The 24,839-nt window shown below is 36.8% G+C and carries 20 protein-coding genes; 8 read left to right on the forward strand and 12 right to left on the reverse strand.

The genetic code is table 11. From position 1 onward, the window contains the following. Nucleotides 1–3: 3 nt before the first annotated feature. The 5 genes from F960_RS11895 to F960_RS11915 all read right to left on the reverse strand — a co-directional run bounded on the left by F960_RS11895 (nucleotide 4) and on the right by F960_RS11915 (nucleotide 3,622). Nucleotides 4–1,221, reverse strand: a complete 1,218-nt coding sequence (locus F960_RS11895) for a DegT/DnrJ/EryC1/StrS family aminotransferase (protein WP_004865444.1) — start codon at nucleotides 1,219–1,221, stop codon at nucleotides 4–6. A gap of 61 nt (nucleotides 1,222–1,282) precedes the next feature. Then, nucleotides 1,283–1,684 carry a DMT family transporter gene (locus tag F960_RS11900; RefSeq protein WP_004865447.1) on the reverse strand — a complete coding sequence of 134 codons (402 nt, stop codon included), beginning with the start codon at nucleotides 1,682–1,684 and terminating at the stop codon, nucleotides 1,283–1,285. Beyond that, nucleotides 1,681–2,040, reverse strand: coding sequence for an EamA family transporter (locus F960_RS11905; RefSeq protein WP_004865451.1), 360 nt, complete (start codon nucleotides 2,038–2,040; stop codon nucleotides 1,681–1,683). Before F960_RS11905 ends, F960_RS11900 begins: the two co-directional genes overlap by 4 nt. Continuing rightward, nucleotides 2,037–2,909, reverse strand: coding sequence for an alpha/beta hydrolase (locus tag F960_RS11910; protein WP_004865453.1), 873 nt, complete (start codon nucleotides 2,907–2,909; stop codon nucleotides 2,037–2,039). Before F960_RS11910 ends, F960_RS11905 begins: the two co-directional genes overlap by 4 nt. Further along, nucleotides 2,906–3,622, reverse strand: a complete 717-nt coding sequence (locus tag F960_RS11915; RefSeq protein WP_004865456.1) for an MtnX-like HAD-IB family phosphatase — start codon at nucleotides 3,620–3,622, stop codon at nucleotides 2,906–2,908. The genes F960_RS11910 and F960_RS11915 overlap by 4 nt, the downstream gene beginning before the upstream one ends. A 455-nt stretch (nucleotides 3,623–4,077) precedes the next feature. Between F960_RS11915 and F960_RS11920 the strand changes: the two genes are divergently transcribed. From F960_RS11920 to F960_RS11940, 5 genes are all read left to right on the forward strand, one after another. After that, a complete protein-coding gene (locus F960_RS11920) occupies nucleotides 4,078–4,845 on the forward strand; it encodes a MipA/OmpV family protein (RefSeq protein WP_004865457.1) in 768 nt (255 codons plus the stop codon). Nucleotides 4,846–4,988: 143 nt separating this feature from the next. Then, a complete protein-coding gene (locus F960_RS11925) occupies nucleotides 4,989–6,368 on the forward strand; it encodes an aspartate aminotransferase family protein (RefSeq protein WP_004865458.1) in 1,380 nt (459 codons plus the stop codon). 113 nt (nucleotides 6,369–6,481) lie between these two features. After that, complete coding sequence (locus F960_RS11930) at nucleotides 6,482–7,555, forward strand: GNAT family N-acetyltransferase (protein WP_035373152.1); 1,074 nt, start codon at nucleotides 6,482–6,484, stop codon at nucleotides 7,553–7,555. Further along, nucleotides 7,548–8,438, forward strand: a complete 891-nt coding sequence (locus tag F960_RS11935; RefSeq protein ID WP_004865464.1) for an arginase family protein — start codon at nucleotides 7,548–7,550, stop codon at nucleotides 8,436–8,438. Before F960_RS11930 ends, F960_RS11935 begins: the two co-directional genes overlap by 8 nt. Nucleotides 8,439–8,605: 167 nt before the next feature. Continuing rightward, nucleotides 8,606–10,675: an FUSC family protein gene (locus F960_RS11940; RefSeq protein WP_004865467.1), complete on the forward strand. Its 2,070-nt coding sequence runs from the start codon at nucleotides 8,606–8,608 to the stop codon at nucleotides 10,673–10,675. 73 nt (nucleotides 10,676–10,748) lie between these two features. Here the strand turns inward: F960_RS11940 and F960_RS11945 are convergent, their stop codons facing one another. The 6 genes from F960_RS11945 to F960_RS11970 form a co-directional block, all read right to left on the reverse strand. Next, nucleotides 10,749–12,158, reverse strand: a complete 1,410-nt coding sequence (locus F960_RS11945; protein ID WP_004865469.1) for a short-chain fatty acid transporter — start codon at nucleotides 12,156–12,158, stop codon at nucleotides 10,749–10,751. Nucleotides 12,159–12,597: 439 nt separating this feature from the next. Further along, nucleotides 12,598–13,497 carry a hydroxymethylglutaryl-CoA lyase gene (locus tag F960_RS11950; RefSeq protein WP_004865471.1) on the reverse strand — a complete coding sequence of 300 codons (900 nt, stop codon included), beginning with the start codon at nucleotides 13,495–13,497 and terminating at the stop codon, nucleotides 12,598–12,600. Beyond that, nucleotides 13,494–15,482: an acetyl/propionyl/methylcrotonyl-CoA carboxylase subunit alpha gene (locus F960_RS11955; protein ID WP_004865473.1), complete on the reverse strand. Its 1,989-nt coding sequence runs from the start codon at nucleotides 15,480–15,482 to the stop codon at nucleotides 13,494–13,496. The genes F960_RS11950 and F960_RS11955 overlap by 4 nt, the downstream gene beginning before the upstream one ends. Before the next feature lie 13 nt (nucleotides 15,483–15,495). Further along, complete coding sequence (locus F960_RS11960) at nucleotides 15,496–16,296, reverse strand: enoyl-CoA hydratase/isomerase family protein (protein ID WP_004865475.1); 801 nt, start codon at nucleotides 16,294–16,296, stop codon at nucleotides 15,496–15,498. Between the two features lie 12 nt (nucleotides 16,297–16,308). Continuing rightward, on the reverse strand, nucleotides 16,309–17,910 hold the full coding sequence (locus F960_RS11965) for a carboxyl transferase domain-containing protein (RefSeq protein ID WP_004865477.1): 1,602 nt from the start codon (nucleotides 17,908–17,910) through the stop codon (nucleotides 16,309–16,311). Between the two features lie 25 nt (nucleotides 17,911–17,935). Next, nucleotides 17,936–19,108 carry an isovaleryl-CoA dehydrogenase gene (locus F960_RS11970; protein ID WP_004865478.1) on the reverse strand — a complete coding sequence of 391 codons (1,173 nt, stop codon included), beginning with the start codon at nucleotides 19,106–19,108 and terminating at the stop codon, nucleotides 17,936–17,938. Between the two features lie 172 nt (nucleotides 19,109–19,280). Here F960_RS11970 and F960_RS11975 point away from each other — a divergent pair, with 172 nt between their 5' ends. From F960_RS11975 to F960_RS11985, 3 genes are all read left to right on the forward strand, one after another. Then, nucleotides 19,281–19,898: a TetR/AcrR family transcriptional regulator gene (locus tag F960_RS11975; RefSeq protein WP_004865480.1), complete on the forward strand. Its 618-nt coding sequence runs from the start codon at nucleotides 19,281–19,283 to the stop codon at nucleotides 19,896–19,898. A gap of 102 nt (nucleotides 19,899–20,000) precedes the next feature. Further along, on the forward strand, nucleotides 20,001–21,689 hold the full coding sequence (locus F960_RS11980) for an AMP-binding protein (protein WP_004865481.1): 1,689 nt from the start codon (nucleotides 20,001–20,003) through the stop codon (nucleotides 21,687–21,689). A gap of 188 nt (nucleotides 21,690–21,877) precedes the next feature. Next, on the forward strand, nucleotides 21,878–22,552 hold the full coding sequence (locus F960_RS11985) for a class I SAM-dependent methyltransferase (protein ID WP_004865483.1): 675 nt from the start codon (nucleotides 21,878–21,880) through the stop codon (nucleotides 22,550–22,552). A gap of 101 nt (nucleotides 22,553–22,653) precedes the next feature. Here F960_RS11985 and plsB read toward each other — a convergent pair whose 3' ends face one another. Continuing rightward, on the reverse strand, nucleotides 22,654–24,813 hold the full coding sequence (gene plsB, locus F960_RS11990) for a glycerol-3-phosphate 1-O-acyltransferase PlsB (protein WP_004865485.1): 2,160 nt from the start codon (nucleotides 24,811–24,813) through the stop codon (nucleotides 22,654–22,656). Between the last annotated feature and the right edge of the window lie 26 nt (nucleotides 24,814–24,839).

Raw genomic sequence — 24,839 nt, forward strand, 5'->3', positions numbered from 1 at the left:
TTCTCAGGATATGGGTGAAATAGAATATTCAGTTTCAACTATATTTTTTATGGTTTGATAAATCATTTCAAAGCTTTGGTCATCTAGCCAAAATGAATTTGTAATGCTGAAACTACATTGTGCGAATTTTTCAGCGTTCGGCATATCACATTTCAATTGGCATAATGCAGGGTACTGATGGATTGCCCGTACAAATAACTTGGTTACACCCAAACCCTTAGTCCAGAGTTGATCAAGTATATTTTTACATGTAGTGGCATTATCAGTCAGGATAAGTATAAAAGGGAAATTAGATGAATAATTATCTGCTTCTTCAAATATTTTAAGCTTGGGTAATTGTTTAAGTTTCTCGATACGTAACAGCGCTTGTCTATGGGCACGCTGATTGTGTTCAGGTAAACGTAGGGCAGCCGAAGCCGCAACTCGGCTACGCCATATACCTAAGCGGTGTATAGGAATATCGTTGAGATCAAAGTCATCACCAACCGCAGATATTTCATCATTTTGCTTTAAAGATTTACGTAAATGATGCCCGTATATATAGTTGAGCGTTGCTGGCCGATATAATAAATAATAGCCAATTAACTCTACTTTTCGTTTTATTTCCCAGTCACGTAAGATAGGTAGTTTCTTAGATTTTTCTAGTAAAATATGATGAATTTGTAGATTGGAACTAAATAAAACTCCACCTTCAGCACTGGTTAATCCCTTACCAAATGCCAGACTAAAAAAGCCAATATCGCCTTGTAAGCCGACACTTTGCTGTTTGTATTTTGCACCCAGTGCTTGGGCGGCATCTTCTATAACAAATACGCCGTGTTTTTTTGCCAATGGTACAATTGAAGCAAGGTCACAGTACAATCCTGCAAAATGTGTAGCAATTATAGCTAAGGTTTTAGGCGATATTTTCTGTAAAAGTTGAGTTTGATCAAACTGAAAATCATTTGCTGCTAAATCACATAAGATCGGTACAAAACCAATTTTTATAATGGCCAATGCCACAAGTGGGCAAGTCCAAGCAGGGATAATAACTTGATTTTTTTCAGGTTCTAATTCATGTAAGGTTTCTAATGCCAGAATCAATGCCACCGTACCTGAACAGGTTAAAGCAGGTTTCAGGATATTTAATTGTTTTGAAAGGTTTCGAGAGAGATCCTGTTTTGAAAAAAGATCTTTAAATTCAATAGGAAGACCATTTGTGGGAGGAATTTCTCTATTCAAGCTTATTTTCCTCCTATTGAATGATGATGCAAAAATTGCACTTTATCTGCGAATGAATAATTTATGAATGGATATTGTGGGGGACTTTAGCATCTTCTTCAGTTTCATCTTTGGCTAAGAAAATGACACCAAGTAAAATCAAAATTGCGCCAATGATTTTAGTCAAAGTGAGTGGTTCATTAAAAAGCCAAATCGACAGCAAGGTGACACTGACCAATTCTAAATGTGAAGCTGCAAAGGCAGGACCTACAGGTGCGTGTTTGAGTAGACTCATCCATGTAAAAAAAGCACCTATATATCCAATAAATGCACCATAAATCCACGGATGACTAAATACACGAACTAACCAATCAAGATCAAAACTGAGAGGCATGGCATAAATCGAAGCATATTTAAAACTAATTTGAGCCAATGTATCAAATGCCATCAATACACAAAAGCCGATCACGTAAAAATATTTCATGCCCCAATCCCCACAACGGCAACACCGAGTGAAATTAATATGACACCAATTAGGCGATTTTTCGTCAATTTTTCATTAAAAAATAAACGCCCCGCAATCATGATCACAACGATATTAATACTGCCGAGCATTACACCTTCAGAGAGCGGAACGAGCGATAAAAAAGCCAGCCAAGCCACAAACTCAAAAATATAACTAAAAATGCCGATCCAAATCCAAGGGCGCTTTGCCATTGCTTTCCAGTGATCAAGACCAGAATTTTCGGTATTTTCAGATGCCGCTGCTTTAAACGCAAGTTGCCCAATCGTATCGATAAGAATCGTCAGAAACCATACCCCGATGACGATCGGACTCATATCACTTTACTCAATTGGATATTTTCAGTAGTAAAATTTTCATTAGATTTTTCATCAATTTTATCAGTGTAAGTCTGTATAAATTTAAGAGACTCTTCAATAACTTGTTTACGATCATTATCGATTGTAATCATATGATAGCTTTTATTTAGCCAAACAATTTTTTTAGGACCAGAAACACGATCATATACAATTTGGCTATTGCGACGATGAGCTACATCGTCGTTATAAGCATGTAGCGCAAGTAAAGGGGCAGTAATTTTGCTCAAATTTTTACGAACATTACGTGAAAGTCTTTGCAATTGATATAAAGAATGCCAAGGATTTCCAGGTAAACCTGCTTCGCTACTGTCACCACTATTCATCGCACTGACGATACGGGCACGCAAAGCTTCATTTTGAATGCCATAAGGTTCGGCTTCATCAAATGTATTATTTCGGCATATATTTAAATGATAAACCACAGGTAAAACCACAGGAGCTAGGACTTTTGACCAAAGTGGAATGCTCCAACCATCATACTGAAATGTTGGGCTATAACTAATCACACTTGCAACTTTATGTTCGGAAGCATATTTGAGGGCTAACAAGGCACCCATAGATAAACCAGCAATATATAATTGATTTACGTGTTTTTTTAATTCATCGGCAGCTTTGCAAACACTGGCATACCAGTCTTCCCAACGCGTTTGTACTAAATCTTCTACGCTGCCACAGTGTCCTGCCAATTGAACGCCTGAAACTGTGTATCCTGTTTGATGAAAAGTTCTGGCGATACCGCGCATTTCATTGGGCGTACCGGTAAGCCCGTGAATCAATAAAATTCCGGTTTTATTACCAGATAAAAAGAAAGAATGATCAGGGGTCATGCAGTCACCAAATTTGATTCATCTGGTTGAAACTCACTGCGAACCAATTGTGTCAATGGTTTCTGAATCTCAGAAAAAGTCTCAAATGCAACATGCATAATATTGTTATTAATACAGTGATTAATCAATGATTTTTTAGCAAATACAAAATCTGCAGTTTCAGCTAAACAGAAGTCTGAGCGGCCATCACCAATTAATATGATTTGCTCATAAGAATGTTGCTGCGCAATTTTGCACTTGCATGTACCACTTTGACTCACGCAGTGAATATTGGCATTTGGAAATTCTAATTGCCATGACCTGTCACCAGTTTGAACCAGTTTGTTGGCAATCACCGGTAGCGATGGTAAATCATATTTCTTTAAAATATAATGAATTACAGCATCCATTCCATCGCTTACAATGGTTAATGGAATTTTTTGAGCAATAGTCATTTTAACTAAATCAATAAACCCTTGATCAATTTCGATTTGGTCTAGACATTGATGTAATTCTTTTTTTGACATATCCAATAATGCGATTTGTCGTTGCATACACACTTTAGAACCGATTTTACCTTGTTCCCATTCCTGTTCTATTTCCTCCCAACCGGGCATCGCAAATTTTTGTAATAGATAATCAGTGGTATCATTTAGGCTAATAGTACCGTCAAAATCACATAAAATGTGCCATTGTACAGCTGAAGGATAGGTATCATGGCTGATAAGGAACATACATCGCCTCACAGGTGGATAGTAATAATTTTCTTCATACATGTGATGAAGGACTGTTTTAACATAACGCTCAAATCTTAAATAATCCTTACTTTATTCAAATAAAAATGAGTTGTTATAAAACAAATTACTATTTTTAATCACTGAAAATAAGGTTGCTAATACGTGAAAAAGGACGTAAGTTTGTGACAATTGCATGAGCGAGGATTAATATTTAACCACAATATACTTTATAAAACATCTAAACCATACTCAAATTTTAAATTATTAAGCTAATTTAAATATTATTGATTTAGCCTCTGTTGAATACATCAATTTATTCTATGAGTTATGTGAAATATCATCTATTTTTTAAATTTAATTTTCTGATCTGATTTTAAAACTATTAAAAATAGACTTATATCTCATTAGCTGTACTAATCAATTTTATGTCTTAAAAATAATAGGTTGAGGATATGAAAAGTAGTAAAAATAATGTTCTTTCATTTTGTAGCAGCTTAAGTTGCATGGTCATTTTAAGCATTACTACAGGATTTGCACATGCCGAAGACCAAAAAAATCAGCTCGGTGTAGGTTTAAGTACTTCTTTAGATTTTCAAGCATATCAAGGTGATACTACTGTCTCTAGCATCCTTCCAGCCTTTTTTTATGATAATGACAAGTTCTATATCGAAGGTGATGAAGCCGGATTTTATCTGCTCAATGATGATAAGAATGAGCTGCGCATCAATGCGTATTATGACGGTAGTAGTTTTGATCCTAAGGGATCTTTGCGTACTCTAAAATCTAGAAAATGGTCTGCAATGGCTGGTGCGAGTTATATGAGGATTACACCATTTGGTGGCTTCAAAGCGCAAATTGGTACTGATATTTTGTCACGAAGTGATGGTACAGTTGGGACTTTATCTTATCTTGCCGAGCTAAAAAAAGGGGACTGGTCATTTTATCCAGAACTTGGGTTTGCTTGGAATGATAAAAAATACAATGATTACTACTACGGTGTATCAGCTCAAGAAGCAAAATCTGCCGGAATCTCTGAATACCATCCAAAAGATAGCATACAGCCTTATGCCAATATAAATGTGAATTATAAATTAAATAACACTTGGAATTTATTTGGAGGACTTGAAGTGAATTATCTTTCTAATCAGCAACATAATAGCCCAATCGTTGAACGAAGGTTTGATATAGAGCCTTCTTTAGGGTTTATTTTTAAATTTTAAGTTTTATTTCAGCAAAGTGATTTTTACTTAGTTGGCAGCAAGATAGCATCGTTTTCTAAGTAACAGTTTGAAATAATAGAAAATATTAATTATTCGACTGTGATTAGGACTATTAAAATAGGTCAAATTAAAGGATAAGTCATATGTCAATCAATGAAGCTCAGCTGTTGGCAGACGAAGCAAAATATTGTTCACATGGTGATACTGTGCATTATGTGAATCCTCCCAAAATATTTACTGATTGCCAAGGTAGCTACATTTTTGATGATCATGGGACACCGTATTTAGATTTACAAATGTGGTATTCTGCGGTCAACTTTGGTTATAAAAACCCGCGATTAGATCAAGCACTTATCAAACAAATCAATATATTACCTCAAATCGCCAGTCAATATTTACACCCTACAAAAATCGAACTCAGTAAAGTTATTGCTGAAGATATGCTGAAAAAAACAGGGGTAAAAGGGCGTATTCACTATAATGTTGGTGGTTCTCAATCAATTGAAGATTCACTTAAAATAGTGCGTAATTTTACACATGGTAAAAGTCGCATGTTTGCTTTTGAAGGCGGCTATCATGGACGTACTTTAGGTGCATCTTCAATTACTTCAAGTTACCGATATCGTCGTCGTTATGGTCATTTTGGTGATCGTGCTCAATTTATCCCATTCCCATATCCGTTTAGACGTCCAAAAGGTATGACTCCTGAAGAGTATGCTGTTAAATTGGTTGCTGAATTTAAACGTTTATTTGAAAATGAATACCACGGTGTTTGGGATCCAAAAGTAAGAGAAAGTGAATTTGCTGCTTTCTATATTGAAACAATTCAAGGTACAGGTGGTTATGTTATTCCACCGATGAATTTTTATCCTGAATTGAAAAAAGTACTGGATGATCACGGTATTTTATTGGTGGTAGATGAGATTCAAATGGGCTTCTATCGTACTGGTAAGCTATGGTCGTTTGAACATTTTGGAATTACACCTGATGTCTTAGTGTTTGGTAAAGCATTGACAAACGGTCTAAATCCTTTGGCTGGTGTATGGGCGAAAGAGGAAATGATTAATCCTGAAGTGTTCCCAGTTGGTTCTACACATTCGACTTTTGCCTCAAATCCATTAGGTACGGCTGTTGGTCTGGAAGTTATGCAAATGCTTGCAGAAAAAGATTATGAAAAACAAATCATGGAAAGTGGTGCATACTTCCTTGAAGGTTTAAAAGACTTACAATCTCGCCATCCTGAAATTGGTGATGTTGATGGTCTAGGTCTTGCTTTGCGTGCTGAGATTTGTCAGGCGGATGGTTTTACCCCGAACAAAGAACTTTTAGACAAGATGGTGGATATTGGTTTATCAGGCACACTTGAGTATAAAGGCCAAAAATGTGGCTTAGTTCTTGATGTCGGTGGATACTACAAAAACGTCATCACTTTTGCACCTAACTTGGAAATTTCACGTGAAGAAATTGATCAAGCAATGGTATTGTTAGAACAATTGTTCAATCGTGCAAAAAAAGAAATGTAATTTATTCTAGCAACAGTGAAAATTACATTTCGGTGTAATTTTCACATTTTCAAGAAGTATAAAATTTATTAATGTCATTTTTAAAACCTAGCTATTTGGATAAAGTTAAAAAAATGCGAACAGATTTAAATCAACTTGAGCCACAATCTTTAGTAGACGCTTTTTTAAAATATCCACCAGAAACTTTTCGTATTCAAAATTCTGCAGATTTTTTACCTTTTTTTACTACCAAATTTAATTTGCTTACGACTTTAGATGCTGCAGATCGTAAGAAAATAGAATCATTTTTTGCATATCCGTATTGGGGAAAATTACTTAATCTTTCTACTTGTTTTATTGGCACAACTGTTAGTGAATATACACCATTATCAAGTGATATTTCTGCTATTGAAATGAGTTTAAAGCTTAAGCAAATTGCACAAAATCATACACTCACGATTATTAAAGATTTACCAATCAATTCACCACTGCTGTCTAGAAAAGAGAATGATTTTAGCCAAGAACTCATTACAACAGCCGAAAAATACGGTTTTATCTCAGTTGAAGGCCAAGCTTTGGCCTATGTTCCGATTGATTTTAAGGATCAAGAAGATTATTTATCAAGATTGTCGAAAAGTCGCCGAAAAAACTTAAAGCGTAAGCTAAAAAGTCTTGATAATCTTAATATTGAAATCCTCAAAACGGGAGATCAAAAGTTTCAAAATCCAGAATTTAGACAGCAATTATATCAACTCTATCTCGCCGTTTATGAGCAAAGTGATATACATTTTGACTTATTAACACCGCAATTTTTTGATGAAATATTACTTAATGCTTCAAATGGTGGGCGAGTATTTTTCTATTGGGATCAAGAGATTTTGGTTGGTTTTAACATTTGCTTTGAATACCAAAACAATTTAATCGATAAATATATTGGTTTAAATTATTCTCTCGCATTAGAGCACAATTTGTATTTTGTGAGTTGGTTTATCAATTTAAATTATGCCAAACAACAAGGTTTAAATTTTTATATTGCAGGTTGGACTGATCCAGAAGTGAAATCACAACTGGGTGCAAAATTTACATTTACCCGTCATCTTGTTTGGATTCGCCAACCTATTTTGCGATTTGTCTTAGGAAAATTAAAGCACCTCTTTGAATCAGATAGTCATTGGCATGAAAAAATGCAGGAATTGAAACATGAATAATCACTTGAATAAGCAACATATTATTCTCAATTTTGATCACTCTGCAGGTATTCCAGATGGAGCGCTAAATATTGAGCTAGATCAATGGCAGGAGATGATTCGATTTGGATGTAAATGGAAACAATTTAGTCAGCTAGAAAATTATTTAAGTTCTAAATTACCTGCTCAAGAAAATTTGGGTTGTGTATTGATGGGGAGTGGTGACTATCATCATATTACCCAATTGCTGTTAAAAAGAATGAATCATCACGAGCCATTTCACTTAATTGTTTGTGATAATCATCCGGACAACATGCGCTATCCATTTGGGATACACTGCGGTTCTTGGGTCAATTGGGCAAGTAAATTGCCACAAGTTGCTCGAATTGATGTATTGGGGATCAGCTCAAGTGATATAAGCCTTGCGCATGCATGGGAAAATCACTGGAGACCACTATGTAAAATGAAAGTTCATTATTGGAGTATCCAACAGGATGCTCATTGGATGAAGTGGATAGGTGCTGCAAAGGCTTGGCACGGCTATCAAAACCCAGATGAATTAATGGATGATTTTTTACATGAAATGAGCCAAATTAATTTGCCTATTTATCTGTCAATAGATAAAGATGTGTTGTCTAAAGAGGTTGTAATGACAAATTGGGATCAAGGTCATTTTTTAGCAGAGCATTTATTAAATCTTATTGAACAATGTAAAGGACAATTAATAGGGGCAGATATAACAGGCGATGTGTCTGCTTATCACTATCTAAATCATTTCAAACGCTTTTTGAGTGCTAGTGATGGACAAAATGAGCCAACTCAAGCAGAAATCGATGCTTGGCAAATCAACCAGAAAGACTTAAATATGAAACTTATCGACGCTTTAGATATGGTTTGGAAATAGCATTTGCTACTTAAAGTTTTTTAATCCATATCGTTTTAGTCGAATGATCCATATGTGATATATACTGTAATTTACATAAAAATATACAATATTTTTTATTCAATTTTATCGTAATTTGATAATATAATTCCGAGCGAAATGCTAGGATTATATGATTAGGATAAAATATGAAGTTAGGGTTAACAAAAAATTCGTGGTTATTTGCCATAAAAACCACAATCGCAGCAATGTTAGCTCTCTATATTTCATTAGCTTTTGATTTGACTAATCCAAGTTGGGCAGTTGCAACAGTATTTATCGCATCACAACCATTTTCATCATCGACATTTTCTAAAGGCTTATACCGAATTATCGGTACTTTTTGCGGTGCACTCGTTGCACTTTTTTTAGTGCCAAATTTAGTGCAAACCCCCATTATTTTATGTTTAGCATTCTCTTTATGGGTTGCTTTGTGCCTTTATGTCTCATTACAAGATCGCTCGCCACGCAGTTATATGTTTATGCTCGCAGGCTACACTGCCACGATTATTGGCTTTCCAAGTGTCATGGCGCCAGATGTTATTTTTACGACTGCGACGGATAGATTTCAGGAAATTTTACTTGGTGTTGTGTCGAGTGCACTGGTGCATCGTGTTTTGTTTCCAAATAACATATTTAATGCGGTTAAAGCGACGATAGATAAGTGGATAAATGATGCTTATCAGTTAATTGGAATGAGTCTAAATGGTCGAGAAAATAACCCTGAAGGGAAAGGCTATGACCTTCTACATAATGTTGCAAACTATCCGATGAATCTTGAACGCTTAGCGGATCACCTTGTTTATGATGGGCGACGTGGACGACAGCAAGCGGCAGTTGTAGAAAATATACAAAGTAGTATGCGTCAAATTGTACCGCTTGTAGATTCTATTTTTTTACGAATTAATCTGTTGGGCGAAGAAAATATTCCTCAAGAATTAAAAGGTATTTTTAACAAATTAAAAAAATCATCTGAAATTGAATTAAATCAAAATGAATTTCATCAAATAAAAACTGAACTGAACGCGCTAAAAAAGCAATATTCAAATTTACAAACAACTCAGTTTAATATTTCGATTTATGCCTTAATCATCAGATTGATCGAGTTGACACACTTTATGCATAAAGTTCAAATTTTGCATGAAAATTTGACTAATGATCAGTACAAATCAAATGAAAAAGCACCTAAAAAACATTATTTTGTAGATCAAAAATTGGCGCTTTTATCTGCACTTACTGTTTTTTGCACGATCATGGTGACCTGTTTACTTTGGATTTTTTGTGGTTGGGATAGCACAGCCTCATCCATGCCAATGATGGCAGCGATTTCCTGTTCACTTTTTGCAACCTTTGATAGTGCTTTACCACCTCTAAAAATGTTTATTAATGCTACCGTTGTTTCAATCTTGATTGTGCTGTTTTATGCTGTGATGGTACTGCCGAGTATCAATAGTTATGAAATGTTATTATTGGTGATTGTTCCACTATTTATTGCCTTAGCTTTATTTATGACAGTTCCAAATACTGCTTTTATCAGCATGATATTGGCAATTAATTTGGCTTCATTGATGGGATTGAAAAATGAATATCACTCTGATTTTTTATTTACGATAAACAGTGGCTTAACAACAGTTTTAGGTATAGGTATTGCATTTTTCATGATTTATGCCATGCGTTCCAAAAAGCCAATTTGGGTTGCTAGTCAAATCGAAAAATATGCTTTAAGAGATATTATCAATACGATAAAACGTGATATTTCCGCTAAAAAATATTGGAAAGAGCGTGAAAGTTTTATCAATCGAATGCTAGATAAAACCTATCAACTTTTGCCCCGAGTTAAGCATCCGACTAAGAAAAAGCTCTATGAAGATACACATTTGTTAAATGATATTCGACTAGGGATCAATCTTTTGGATCTCAAGCAGTATTTGCTTCAAAGCAAAAATCAGACACAGAAAGTTCAAGTACAGCGGCTCTTAGGCAATATTATTGATTATTTAGAGTTGAAATTGGCTCATAAAAACAGCATGCCAAGAGAGCAGATATTTAGATATATTGATGAATTAATGTCGCAATATCAAGGTACTATAGCTGAAAATGAGTTAAATATCGTATTGTACAATATCAAAATCTCACTGCATCCTGATTATATTTTTACAACAGTGAAAAATGATTTTGATCAAGAAGATGATTTGAACAGTCAACTCAGTCCGACTTAGATTAAGATCTTTACCTTTGTATAAAACATAAAAAAAGAGCTTGAATATTCAAGCTCTTTTTCTTTCAATTAATTTAAAATGTAGGTGGTACATAACTGAGTGTTCTTCCTAAAATCCAGAGCAAGAACAGGACCACTGGAAAATGGAAAATTAACTGTGTTACGGTAAAACCAATCACATCTTTTGCCTTTAGCTTTAATATGCCCAGCATTGGTAGCATAAAAAATGGATTGATCAAATTTGGTAAAGCTTCAGCAGCATTGTAAATCTGTACAGACCAACCGAGATGATATTTCAGATCATGTGCAGCTTGAATCACATAAGGTGCCTCAATGATCCATTTTCCACCACCTGAAGGGATAAAAAATCCTAAAATGGCTGAATAAATCCCCATAACGACAGCAAAGGTTTCTTTAGATGAAATGGAAACGAAAAATTCAGCAATATAATGTGATAATGACAAATCTTGACTGTTCATGGCATGAGTCATGATAAAAGCGATACTGCCATACAATGGGAATTGGATTAAAACACCAGATATGGCTGGAATCGCTTTAGATACAGCATTTAGAAAATTTCTAGGTGTACCATGTAAGGCAATGCCTAACATCAAAAATATAAAGTTGTAGGTATTTAAACCTGAAATTGCCATGATTGGATTGCTTTTTGTAAATTCATTAAACATCCAAATTAAACCAAGAATGACGATTAAAATTGAGAGAATAGGGGAGTTTTCTAACCAGTCGCCAGGACGTTTTTGAGTACTAACTTCAGTTTTTTCTTCATCCAATTTCACATCAAAATCGTCAATCGTTTTGATGTCATTTCCTTTAGGTGCAGACCAAAAAGCGATTGCAATAGATAACACAATTAAAATGCCTGTCATCAGCATAGATTGTGGTAAAAATATCGTTTCTGTAAAAGGAATTACACCAGTAAGTTGGTAAAGTGAGTCCGGTAAACTGGCTTTATTTGCTTGTAATTGCGCAGCTGAAGAACTAATTCCAAGTGCCCAAGTCGCACCCATACCGATAATCGCTGCTGCCGCGGCTGCACGATAATCCATATTCAGTTCTTTACGTTTTGACAGTGCGATCACCAGTAAAGCTGTTAAAACGGTACTCATTGCCCAGTTAATGAGTGAAACTGTGAGACTCACAGTGGCAACTAAAACGATCGCACTGCGTCCAGAGTGAGGAATATGCGCCAATTTTTGGATGAGAAAGCCTACGGGTTTAGACACTGAGACGACGTAACCGACCACGATGAGCATACACATTTGCATAGTAAATGGGATCAAACTCCAAAAACCATCACCAAATGATAGTGCAACCTGTTTTGCTGGAGCACCGATCGCAATCGATGCAATTGCTACGATCACGACACCAAGTAAGGCAAAAATATATGAATCAGGGAACCATTTTTCTGACCAATCACTGACTTTGATGGCAAATTTTTGTAAGATATTTTGTGAATCACTCACTTTTGACTCCTCCTATTTTTTTTCGTATTTCAACTTCCTGTTGAATCAGCAAAAGCTGCCAAAGAATGTTAACATTCTTTATAAATAGTTGTAATAATAATGTGAATAATATTGTATTTACAGTGATTGTTTTATCTCATCAAATTGATTTATAAATGATAATTAAAATTAGACTACAGAAATACACATATTAATTTGGTCATCTAACATCTATTGTTTGTTGTCGTTGGTCGAAATTTACATCATTTGTAAACTCGACCAAATTTATCCGTTGTTCAAATTATAACAATAACCAAAGCAATAATTTATGATCAAATCATAATTATTCATAGACTATTGTTGTTATTTATCCTGCTTCCTCAGCAATAAAGTAAAACTTTATTTTTTAATTCACTTTTCAATAAATATGATGATCTGATCGTTCTATAAACTATGTGAATCAGGCTTTATTTTGAAAATAGGCTTGAGCATAATTTGATGGATTATGACGTTGTAATACTTGATTAATATCATGGCTGGCTTGCATTAAGGCATCGATATCAATACCTGTTTTGAAACCCATATTGTTTAGTAAATAATACAAATCCTCAGTTGCGACATTTCCAGCAGCTCCTTTGGCATAAGGACAGCCACCCAAGCCAGAAACAGATGAATCAAATGTACGAATACCTTGCTCAAGTGATTGGTAAATGTTGGCTATCGCCATGCCATAAGTATTGTGGAAATGTCCTGCTAAAAATTTACTGTCAATTTCATTTAATACACTCGCCCACAATCGCTTCACTCGATCTGGTGTTGCTGTGCCTATGGTTTCACCCAAAGAGATTTCATAACAGCCCATATCAAACAGCTTGGTGACGACTTGAGTGACTTGTTGCGGTGAAATTGCACCTTCATAAGGACAATCTACAACGCATGAAACGTAGCCTCGAACTTTGATATCATTTTGCTTAGCAAGCGCAATGACATCAGCAAATTTTTCAAAACTTTCAGCGATAGAACAGTTAATATTTTTTTGGGTAAAGCTTTCTGAAGCTGCTGTAAAAACAGCAACTTCCTTACAGCCACACGCCAATGCTTGTTCAAAACCCTTTAAATTTGGGGTCAATAAACTCAGTGCTATCCCTGTATTTTGAGGAAGCTCGGCAAACAGTTCTGTACTATTTGCCATCTGTGGAACCCATTTTGGAGAGACACATGAACCGACTTCAATCGACTGTAGTCCTGTTTGCATTAACGCTAAAATCAATGTTTTACGTTGTTCTAATGTGAGTGGCATTTTTTCATTTTGCAGGCCATCACGTGGACCAACTTCAACAATTTTTACATCATCGCTCATGCTGCATCCTCTGAAATAGGTTCAAATTCCACCAATTCATCCCCAGCTTTAACTTGATCGCCGACTTGGAAATAAGCTTGGCTAATCACGCCATCTCTCGGAGCACGAATAGAGTATTCTATTTTCATGGCTTCTAAAGTGATTAAGACGTCATTTTTTTTCACAGCCGCATTTTTTTCTACCAAGACTTGTGTAATCACGCCAGGCATCGGAGCTTTAAGATTGGCTTCATTATCTTGCGTATCTGCCGCTGCAAAATTTTGTTTAATATAGCCAAATATAAAGCTTTGACCGTTTTGATATAGCGTCAAACCATCTTGATTTTGATTGAAAGCTTGTTTGATTTGTTTGCCATTAATCAAAAGTGATAATGTATTTTTATCAGCCAATTCACCTGATATTTCAAATGTTTGATCTTGGAATTTCGCAAGATAAGTATTTTGTTCTTGCGTAAATTCAACTTGAATCGTTTCATTTAAATATTCAAGTTTTACGGTATAACTACTGTTTAAATTGACACGCCAAAGTTTGTGATTTTGCCAAATTGGATTGTTTGGTACAGCCGAAAACTTTAACAGCAGCGCGATAAATGCAGCAGCGACTTTAGTGTCAGGACTCGCTGTGGCGATTTTTTTAAATAGAAAATCGTCTTCACGTTGGATCAAATTGGTATCTAGATTTGCAGTTTTAAATGACTCAGAACGGATAATACGATCTAGAAATGCAATGTTATTGCCAAGCCCATCTACATAAAACTGTCCTAGTGCATGTTGCATTTGAACCAATGCAGCTTGACGATTTTCACCCCATACGATCAGTTTGGCGATCATAGGATCATAAAAAGTCGTGATTTCATCACCTTGAATGATGCCACTGTCTATACGAACATTTTGATTTTGTTCAGGATAATGTAGGTAACTGATCTGACCAATCGCAGGTAGATAACCTTTTTCAGGTTCTTCAGCATAAACCCTTGCTTCGATCGCATGACCGTTGATTTTCAATTGATCTTGCTGTTTCGGGAGTCGTTCACCAAAAGCTACTCGAAGTTGCCATTCAACCAAATCGACCCCTGTGATCATTTCAGAAACAGGATGCTCAACTTGTAGACGGGTATTCATTTCCATGAAATAAGCTGTACCATCTTGCTCGACGATAAATTCTACCGTGCCTGCGCCCACATAGTTTACAGCTTTGGCAGCATCTACAGCGGCTTGGCGTATGACACTCAATTTATCTTCTGGCATTTTTGGTGCAGGAGCTTCTTCAAGGACTTTTTGATGACGGCGTTGCACTGAACAATCACGTTCAAAAAAATGTACATAATTGCCGTGTTGATCACCAAAAACTTGTACCTCAATATGCCGTGGATTGACCACATAGCGTTCTATGAGTACATCATCATTGGCAAAACTTGCTTTTGCTTCACGTTTACAAGAGGCGAGAGAAGCCAAGAAATCATCTGATTTTTCAACTAAACTCATGCCTTTTCCGCCACCACCTGCCGAAGCTTTAATCAGGACAGGATAGCCAATTTGGTCAGCTTGTTGTTTTAAAAATTCAGGATCTTGATTTGAGCCATGATAACCCGGTGTTAATGGCACACCCGCATTTTCCATCAGTTGTTTAGAGGTTGCTTTCAATCCCATTTTTAGGATCGCATCTACTGGTGGACCGATAAAAGTGATGCCATTTTTTTTACATGCGAGTGCAAATTGATCATTTTCAGATAAAAAACCATAACCTGGATGTATAGCTTGGCTACCTGTATCAAGTGCGGCTTGAATGATTCTTTCAACTTGTAAATAACTTTGAGCCGCAGGTGATGCACCGATATAAATGGCCTCATCCGCTTGTTTGACGTGTTGCGCATTTTTATCAGCATCAGAATATACAGCAACAGTTGCGATACCTAATTTCTTCGCTGTTTTTATCACTCGGCAAGCAATTTCACCACGGTTTGCAATCAATATTTTTTCAAACATTTGCTTATCCTTATCATTGTTCTGATGTTGTTTTCACCCAACTTGGGCTTTGTTTATTTAAAAATGCATTGAGTCCATCTTTGGCTTCTGCACCTTGTCTGAGATGGGCAATGTGTTTGGCTGTACTTTGTAAAAGTTCGGCATTCACTTGCTCAGTTGCAACCATTGCGATTAATTGCTTTGAGGCTGTTTGTGCGGCTGCGCCACCCAGTAATAATGCATCAATAATGTCTTGTATTTTCTGATCCAACTGTTCAGGCTCAGTCACTTCATGTACCAGACCAATATCACGTGCATGTTTTGCCGAAATGCGTTCTGCTGTTAAAAAATATCGTGATGCTTGACGTGCCCCGATAGCACGAATGACATAAGGGCTAATGGTTGAGGGTGCTAAACCTAAGCGAACCTCTGAAGTTGCAAACTTAGCTTCCGAGCTTGCGATACACATATCACAAGCTGAGGCGAGTCCCATGCCACCGCCTAGCGCTGCACCATGCACACGTGCAATAGTGGGTTGTTTTAGCGTCGCCAAAGCATTTAGCATTTGTGCGAGTTTAAGAGCATCCGCTTCATTTTCTGCGAGTTCAGCTTCACCTTGCGCTTTCATCCAGTTGAGATCAGCCCCAGCTGAAAAGCTTTTTCCACGACCTGCCAAAATCACCACACGAACTTGGTTATTTTGATTTAAAGCGTCAAAACAAGATTGCAGTTCTTCTATCAAAACTGGATTGAAGGCATTGTGTACTTCTGGTCGATTCAACCAAATCGTTGCAGTTTGTTCTGCTATTTCTAATTGTATGTATTGAAAATCCATTTCCTAAACTCCTTACATACGGAACACGCCGAACTTTGTTGGGGCGATTGGGGCATTTAATGTCGCAGCTAAACTCAACCCCAGTACATGGCGGGTTTGGGCAGGATCAATTACGCCATCATCCCAAAGGCGGGCAGAGGCATAGTAAGGATGGCCTTGTTTTTCATATTGATTGCGGATCGGTTGTTTAAACTCATCTTCTGCTTCAGCCGACCATTGTTCGCCTTTACTTTCGATTTGATCACGTTTCAAAGTAGATAAAACGCTGGCGGCTTGTTCACCGCCCATGACCGAGATACGAGAATTTGGCCAAGTCCATAAAAAACGTGGAGAATAAGCACGACCACACATGCCGTAGTTACCTGCACCAAATGATCCACCAATAATCAAAGTCAATTTCGGAACATTGGCATTGGCAACAGCCATAACCAGTTTTGCACCATTTTTTGCGATCCCTTCATTTTCATACTGGCGACCCACCATAAATCCAGTGATATTTTGAATGAAAAGTAAAGGAATGTTGCGTTGACAGCACAACTCGATAAAGTGTGCGCCTTTTTGTGCAGATTCTGAAAATAAAATTCCGTTGTTGGCAACAATACCCACTGGATTGCCATATAACTCTGCAAAGCCTGTGATTAAAGTCGTACCGAATCGTGCTTTAAACTCATCAAAACGTGATCCATCAACGATACGGGCAATGACTTCTTTGACATCAAATGGCTTACGGGCATCACTTGGAACAACACCATACAGTTCATTTTCATCAAAAAGTGGGGCATCAATATTGGCTTTAAATTGTTGTGGTTTTTTATTGAGATTTGACACAATATTACGTGCAAGTTCAATTGCATGTTCATCGTTTTTAGCCAAATAATCAGCCACACCTGAAAGACGAGTATGCACATCACCACCACCTAAGTCTTCTGAGCTTACAACTTCACCAGTCGCAGCTTTGACAAGTGGTGGGCCACCCAAGAAAATGGTGCCTTGATTGCGGACGATAATGGTTTCATCAGACATTGCAGGCACATAAGCACCGCCCGCTGTGCAGCTGCCCATGACCACAGCGATTTGGGCGATGCCCATGCTCGACATGCGTGCTTGATTGTAAAAAATACGACCAAAATGATCTCGATCAGGGAAGACTTCATCTTGAAGTGGTAAAAATGCACCACCAGAATCCACGAGATAAATACAAGGCAAATGATTTTGTTCAGCGATTTCTTGTGCACGTAAGTGTTTTTTGACGGTTAATGGATAATAGGTTCCACCCTTAACTGTTGCATCATTGGCAATGATCATACAGCTAATGCCTTGAACCTGACCAACACCAGCCACCATACCCGCAGCAGGGACTTCATCAGGATAAACATTGTGTGCGGCAAATTGCCCGATTTCTAAAAATGCTGTTCCAGCATCAATCAGTTGATCTATACGTTGTCTTGGTAATAATTTACCGCGAGCTAAATGTTTTTCACGTGCTTTTTCACCGCCACCGAGAGCGATTTTATGTGAAACATTTTTCAAATCTTCAACTAAATTTTGCATAGCCGTTTGATTAGATTTGAAATCTTCACTTCTTGTATTTATTTTGCTTTGTAATTGATTCATCGTGTGCTCCTCATTCCACTCTCAGTTATGCCGTTTCATTGAAAAGTTCACGACCAATCAACATGCGACGAATCTCTGAAGTTCCTGCGCCGATTTCATAGAGTTTTGCATCACGCCATAAACGACCTGTGTCATATTCATTGATATAACCATTGCCACCCAGTGTTTGAATCGCTTCGCCTGCCATCCAAGTGGCTTTTTCAGCAGCATATAAAATGGCACTTGCAGCATCTTTACGTAGACTACGATCATGATCTGCTTTGTCGCAGGCTGCACCAACGGCATAAACCAATGCTTTACACGCTAACCAAGTCGAATACATATCTGCAATTTTGCCTTGCATGAGTTGAAATTCGCCCAGTGCTTGACCAAATTGTTTACGATCATGAACATAAGGAATGACCACATCTAAGCAAGCATCCATGATGCCTAGAGGGCCTGCTGAAAGCACTGCACGTTCATAATCCAAACCACTCATCAGTACTTTTGTACCGTTGCCCACACCACCGAGCACGTTTTCTTTGGGTACTTTGACATTGTCAAAAAATAGCGGATAAGTATTTGAGCCACGCATGCCCAATTTATCTAAATGCGTACCATGACTAAATCCTGGCATATCTTTTTCGACCAAAAATGCAGTCATGCCTTTCGCACCTGCATGAATGTCTGTTTTTGCATAAACCACTAATACATCGGCATCACCGCCATTAGTGATCCACATTTTTGAACCATTTAAAACAAAATGATCATCTTTTTCCTCAGCACGCAATTTCATGCTCACCACATCAGAACCTGCATTTGGCTCAGACATCGCAAGGGCACCGACAAATTCACCTGAGACAAGTTTTGGTAAATATTTTTGTTTTTGTTGCTCATTTCCATTACGTTTAATTTGATTTACACACAAATTTGAATGTGCGCCATAAGACAAACCAATAGATGCAGATGCACGTGAAATTTCCTGCATTGCAATAATATGAGCCAGATAACCTAGGTTAGAACCACCGTATTCTTCACTGACTGTCAGACCGAGTAGTCCCATATCACCAAACTTTTTCCAAAGATCGTGTGGGAAAAGATTGTCTTTATCGACTTGTTTAGCGATCGGCGCGATTTCTTTGGCACAAAATGCTGCAACAGAATCACGTAATGCGATCAGCGTTTCATCTAAACCAAAATCAATACTGCGTAGTTCCATGTTGTTTGTCCTTTCTATTATCCTAAAACGCGTTATATTTGTTATTTCCTAAACGAAATCATCTACGGAAACTTCGTTACGATTAAACTAACATACTTTAATTTTTAAAAAAAGTGAATACATATTCAGAAAATGATTTACAATTCATTTTAAATAGATGAGAATGGTTTTTATGAGCTATAAACGATCAACTTTAATGCAAGAGCGAATGGAGCAAAATCGCAAAATTATTTTGCAATCCGCTCGTGACCTTATTGCCCAAGGGGGCTTTAAGGATGCGCAAATTCAAGCGATTGCTGAACGAGCTGGTGTATCTAGCGGTTTGGTTTATCGTTATTTTGAAAATAAAAGTCAGGTCTTGATCGAAGTTTTATCTGATGCGATTACCCATGAAATTGGGATTTTATTTAGCATCGCAAAAAGTGAACTTGATCCCGTACAAAAGCTCGATAAAGCGGTCACGACATTTGTAAAACGTGCAATGAATCGTCCTCAGTTGGCTTATTCATTGATGTTTGAACCTGTTGACCCTGAGCTTGAACATGAACGTTTTCGAAGTAAGGAGCGCATAAAACAAAGCATTACTCAAATTTTGGATGAAGGAAAACAGCAGGGCGTATTTCATTTTAGAGATTTAAATACAGCGGCTCAGTGTGTGGTTGCTACGATGACTTATGTTGTGGTTGAACCCCTAAATCCATCACAAGAAGTTGATTTTGATGAGGAATATCGAGATAACTTTGTGCAACAAATTTCAGAGTTTTGTGTAAAAGCAATTCAAGTCGTTTAAAGGAGTTTTTTGAGTTACAGCCACGAAATGCGTCAAACAAAGTTGTCCGAATACAAGAATTAGATGTGAGAACAATACCAAGAATCAAGGAGTGTGATTCAAATGATACATGGCTTAAGTTATGCTAACGGTACCAGTAAAGAGCCTTTGCTCGGGATGACGATTCCCGAAAAATTTGATATGGCTTGTGAACAATACGCGGATCATGAAGCATTGGTCAGTTGCCAGCAAAATGTTCGACTTACATATAGACAGCTTCAGGCAAAGGTCAATGCTTTTGCTTGTAGTTTGTTGAAAATGGGTTTGAAAAAAGGTGATCGGATCGGTATTTGGTCACCAAACTGCGTAGAATGGACGATCACTCAATTTGCAGCATCCAAAGCAGGCATTATTTTAGTCAATCTCAATACAGCATATAAAAGCAATGAACTTGAATATGTTCTCAACAAAGTATCTTGTGCTGCATTGGTTATTGCACCGGCTTTTAAAACGACAAACTATCAAGAAATCATCACTAAAATTGCACCTGAAATCACAAATTGTACCGATAAGCTGTTAAATGCTGCACGTTTACCGCATTTAAAACATGTGATTAAAATAGAAGATCAAGCACACACTGGACTACACAAATTTGATGATTTGTTGATTGAACCTTCACATAAAGAGTTGGAGGATTTACAAGCGATTGCTGATGATCTGCAGTTTGATGAAACGATTAATATTCAATTTACCTCAGGTACAACGGGCAACCCTAAAGGGACGATGCTCACGCATAACAACATTTTAAATAATGGCTTTTTTGTCGGTGAAGCAATCCGTTTGACTGAAAAAGATCGTGTCTGTATTTCAGTACCATTATTCCATTGTTTTGGAATGGTCATGGGCAATCTGGCCTGTATCACTCATGGCGCAACGATGGTTTATCCTGCAGGGGTATTTAATCCATTAGAATCATTAAAAGCCATGCAAAATGAAAAATGTACGGCATCTTATGGTGTACCGACCATGTTTATTGGCATGCTTGAGCACGAACAGTTTGATCAATTTGATTTATCGTCTTTGCGTACAGGGATTATGGCAGGCAGTCCATGCCCACGTGAAATCATGCAACGTGTCATCGACCGTATGAATATGTCAGAAATTACCATTTGTTATGGTATGACTGAAACTTCGCCTGTAAGCGTACAAAGTTCAACAACGGATAGCATTGAACAGCGAGTAAGCACTGTAGGTCGTATTCATCCACATCTTGAAATCAAAATTATCGATGAACACGATAAAATTGTTCCAAAGGGCAAACTCGGTGAATTGTGCGTCCGTGGCTATTCTGTGATGCTCGGGTATTGGGAAGAGCCTGAAAAAACAAAAGAAGTGATTGATGAAGCAGGTTGGATGCATACCGGCGATATCGCTGAAATGGATGCCGATGGTTTCGTCAAAATCAAAGGGCGTATCAAAGACGTCGTGATTCGTGGTGGGGAAAATCTATTTCCAAAAGAAATCGAAGACTTTTTATATACTCATCCAGATATCTCTGATGTGCAAGTGATTGGATTGCCGGATGCGAAATATGGTGAAGAACTTTGCGCTTGTATCATTTTACATGAGCATCATCAAACCACAGAAGATACGATCAAGCTCTACTGTAAAGAACATATTTCACACAATAAAGTCCCAAAATATGTCCGCTTTTTCACAGAATTTCCGCTTACAGCTTCGGGTAAAGCACAGAAGTTTAAATTGCAGGAATTTATGCGTACAGAGTTAAAGTTGACGGATATTTTTAGTTAAAACACCCTCATCCTTAATTCGGGTTGTGAAATATCAACAACCCTATTTCACTATGCTCTTCGTTGATAAGAGCATAGTTTTAAAAATTGATTTTTTGACAATTGGAATTTATAAATAAGTACAGGGGCAATCAAGTAAAGAAATTATTGTAATCCTTGATTTTTTGAAAATAAACTTTGGTTAAATGTATGGCAAAAGATTTTAGCAATCAGAAAGTTGTAGATGGGTATGATGATCATATACGAAAACTAATACCGGGCTATGAACTTATTCATCAAAATGTACATGCGATTTTAAAGCAATATTTATCTGAAAATGCACATATTGTCGTGGTCGGTTGCGGTACAGGCTATGAATTACAATATTTATCAGAAACCTTTCCTCAGTGGAAATTTACTGCCATTGATCCCTCACTGAACATGATTGAGAAAGCAAAATCGCTTTGCAATCAACATAATGCACAGCATAAAATCGAATTTATTCATGCTGATAGTCAAATTTTAAAACAATATCCAGCGAAATTTGATGCTGCACTATCCATATTGGTGTCTCATTTTGTCGATTTTCAATCTAAAGCACAGTTTTTCTCAGACATTGCTCAAAGCCTAAAAAATCAGGGTATTTTACTTAGCTATGATTTAATGAAAATTCATGATCAAAATGAAATAAATATTTTAAAAAATCTTGTTCAAGAAATAGGTTTAACAGTTCAACAAAGTGAGAATATGGCACAACGTCTAGTTGATGATTTTTATTTAATTTCATCAGAAGAATTACAAGAATTGTTCAACAAATCTGGATTTAGCTCAGCGCAAAGCTTTATGCAAGTGCTGAATTATTATGGCTGGATCGCCAAAAAGTAATTTAAAAACATTTCAAAAACAAAAGCGACTGTTAGAGCACTGAACATAAAAAGACCTGCAAAGTTGCAGGTTTTTTTATCAGCATTTTATTGATCTAAGGTTTATTTTTCAGAAACTGGGCTCTGATAAACATCTGCCAAAGACTGTAATAAACCAAGTTCATTATCATCCGCTGTGAGCATAATTTGCTGATTGTCTTGATCTTGAATTAGATTTTCAGCTTTAAAATAGTTCAATATATTTTCATATACAGCTTCAAGTTCTTCAACTTTCCATTTCAAGAAAAACTCTGCTTGTATTGCTGGATAATTCTCATTCATTTTCAAGAATAAATCAGACTTCGCTATACATGTTTCTTCGAGTAATATCTTGGCCATATTTGATGTTAAAACAAAAGTATGCAAAATATTATTACTAAAATATTTTAATAAAGCCTCTTGCTTATCACAGACGCGAACCCACGGTTCGCCATCATGTTCCACATATTCAACTTGTTTAAGCTTGATGCAATATTGAATGATTTCAGGATTTGATAATGGCGTAATTTTCATCCTTTCATCATAAGGATTTAGACTGAGTAAAGTCCGATATTGTTCCAGACGTTGAATTAGCTCACGTTCAGAAAGCATTTGTTTAGGCGTATTGAGTAAAACGAAAGCAAGCAATGAAACAGGGTTAATCACCACCGCTTTATTGATATTTTCCAATATATCAATTGAAACATCATTCACAGTCTTTTTCACAGATTCTGGCACATCATCGTGTAAATCCAAATGCTCTGGTGCTGCATTATTTTTCAGAATTGGATCTAAATAAACAGGCTCACCAAAGTTAACATGGACGATACCAAACACTTTTTCAATTTTGCGAATAGATTTTAAAATCCCAAAAATAGACTCAGCTTTTTTCTTTTCACCACCTAACTCTTTGATATATGAAGTACCTTCGAGTAACTTTTCATATCCAAAATAAGTCGGGATAAAAACAATCGGTTTGGTTACACCACGTAAATGACTTTGGATCGTCATTGCGAGCATACCTTTTTTCGCAGGCAATAAACGTCCAGTACGTGAACGCCCACCTTCGATAAAGTATTCAAGTGGTGTATTTCTGGAGAGTAAACTATGCACATATTCTTTGAAAACGGCAGTATATAAGGCGTTACCATTAAAACTACGACGAATAAAATATGCACCTGCACCACGTGCAATTTGACCGAAAACAGGCAAATTGAGATTAATCCCAGCAGCGATATGCGGCACCATTAGACCACGCTTAAAGATCACGTAGGACAACAAAAGGTAGTCGATATGACTGCGGTGGCAAGGTGTGTAAATGATTTCGTAATCTTTGGCTAGTTCACGAACCATATCAAAATTGTGAACTTCTACACCATCATAGAGCTGCGTCCAAAGTTTTGTTAATACGATGTCAGCAAAACGGATCGTGGAATAAGAATAATCCGAAACAATTTCTTCGAGATAACTACGTGCACGAATTTCGGACTCAAGCAAACTAACTTTTTTGTTGATACTTTCTGTTCGGATCGCTTCTTGGATTGCGTCTGCAATCATCAATTTATCAATGACGGTACGGCGGTCGGAAAGATCGGGACCCAATATAGCTTCTTTATATTGATCAAAAAGTTGATTTAATTCATGTTCAACATAATGTGCTGGGAAGTAGTTCGGTTCACGAATCGTTGCCGCTTCAATCAAACCGCGTAAAGACACGCCCTGATGAAATTCGATATAATTTTCACGACCGTATAAGGTGATATTTAAAGTTTGTTTGATTTTAGTCGGTGTAGACCAAGCATCGGACAACAATGCTTTGTACCAACTATCTTCAGTTTCAGGTGCACGTCCCCAAAGCACTGTCACAGGTATAAGTGATACATCTTCATCAGGATGCTTTTGCAAATATTCAATCAATCGGGTGAGTTTTTCAGAATAACGTGATTGTTCATTATATTTTTTAGATTTATTGAGCGATAAAAAAGAATCTTCTTCATTGATAAAATTCAATTTCAGTGGCGCAAATGCTGACTTCATTCCACGCTTTTCGATTTCACTATCAATCAATACCTGATTGGAAAGTGAGTCATCTTGGATCAAATAACAAATATTGGAAGATGCATGTAAGTCTTTGGAAATATTTTCAATATCTTGGGTATCGCCTAATATTTGTGGGCTGACAATTTTATCCAGAATTTTTTTTGTAAATTGTCGATAAAACTTCTGATAAGCATTACTTGCCATGTTGTTACCATCGTGTTTTCAATACG

Source organism: Acinetobacter gerneri DSM 14967 = CIP 107464 = MTCC 9824 (genome assembly GCF_000368565.1).
GTDB lineage: Bacteria > Pseudomonadota > Gammaproteobacteria > Pseudomonadales > Moraxellaceae > Acinetobacter > Acinetobacter gerneri.

Bases quoted from the DNA above. Each gene is read 5' to 3' on its own strand.
- F960_RS11900 (WP_004865447.1), bottom strand. From the start codon at position 1,684: ATGAAATATTTTTACGTGATCGGCTTTTGTGTATTGATGGCATTTGAT.
- F960_RS11955 (WP_004865473.1), bottom strand. From the start codon at position 15,482: ATGTTTGAAAAAATATTGATTGCAAACCGTGGTGAAATTGCTTGCCGA.
- F960_RS11930 (WP_035373152.1), top strand. From the start codon at position 6,482: ATGCGAACAGATTTAAATCAACTTGAGCCACAATCTTTAGTAGACGCT.
- F960_RS11910 (WP_004865453.1), bottom strand. From the start codon at position 2,909: ATGACCCCTGATCATTCTTTCTTTTTATCTGGTAATAAAACCGGAATT.
- F960_RS11950 (WP_004865471.1), bottom strand. From the start codon at position 13,497: ATGAGCGATGATGTAAAAATTGTTGAAGTTGGTCCACGTGATGGCCTG.
- F960_RS11925 (WP_004865458.1), top strand. From the start codon at position 4,989: ATGTCAATCAATGAAGCTCAGCTGTTGGCAGACGAAGCAAAATATTGT.
- F960_RS11975 (WP_004865480.1), top strand. From the start codon at position 19,281: ATGAGCTATAAACGATCAACTTTAATGCAAGAGCGAATGGAGCAAAAT.
- F960_RS11965 (WP_004865477.1), bottom strand. From the start codon at position 17,910: ATGAATCAATTACAAAGCAAAATAAATACAAGAAGTGAAGATTTCAAA.
- F960_RS11960 (WP_004865475.1), bottom strand. From the start codon at position 16,296: ATGGATTTTCAATACATACAATTAGAAATAGCAGAACAAACTGCAACG.
- F960_RS11940 (WP_004865467.1), top strand. From the start codon at position 8,606: ATGAAGTTAGGGTTAACAAAAAATTCGTGGTTATTTGCCATAAAAACC.
- F960_RS11985 (WP_004865483.1), top strand. From the start codon at position 21,878: ATGGCAAAAGATTTTAGCAATCAGAAAGTTGTAGATGGGTATGATGAT.
- F960_RS11915 (WP_004865456.1), bottom strand. From the start codon at position 3,622: ATGTTCCTTATCAGCCATGATACCTATCCTTCAGCTGTACAATGGCAC.
- F960_RS11970 (WP_004865478.1), bottom strand. From the start codon at position 19,108: ATGGAACTACGCAGTATTGATTTTGGTTTAGATGAAACGCTGATCGCA.
- F960_RS11920 (WP_004865457.1), top strand. From the start codon at position 4,078: ATGAAAAGTAGTAAAAATAATGTTCTTTCATTTTGTAGCAGCTTAAGT.
- F960_RS11905 (WP_004865451.1), bottom strand. From the start codon at position 2,040: ATGAGTCCGATCGTCATCGGGGTATGGTTTCTGACGATTCTTATCGAT.
- F960_RS11935 (WP_004865464.1), top strand. From the start codon at position 7,548: ATGAATAATCACTTGAATAAGCAACATATTATTCTCAATTTTGATCAC.
- F960_RS11980 (WP_004865481.1), top strand. From the start codon at position 20,001: ATGATACATGGCTTAAGTTATGCTAACGGTACCAGTAAAGAGCCTTTG.
- plsB (WP_004865485.1), bottom strand. From the start codon at position 24,813: ATGGCAAGTAATGCTTATCAGAAGTTTTATCGACAATTTACAAAAAAA.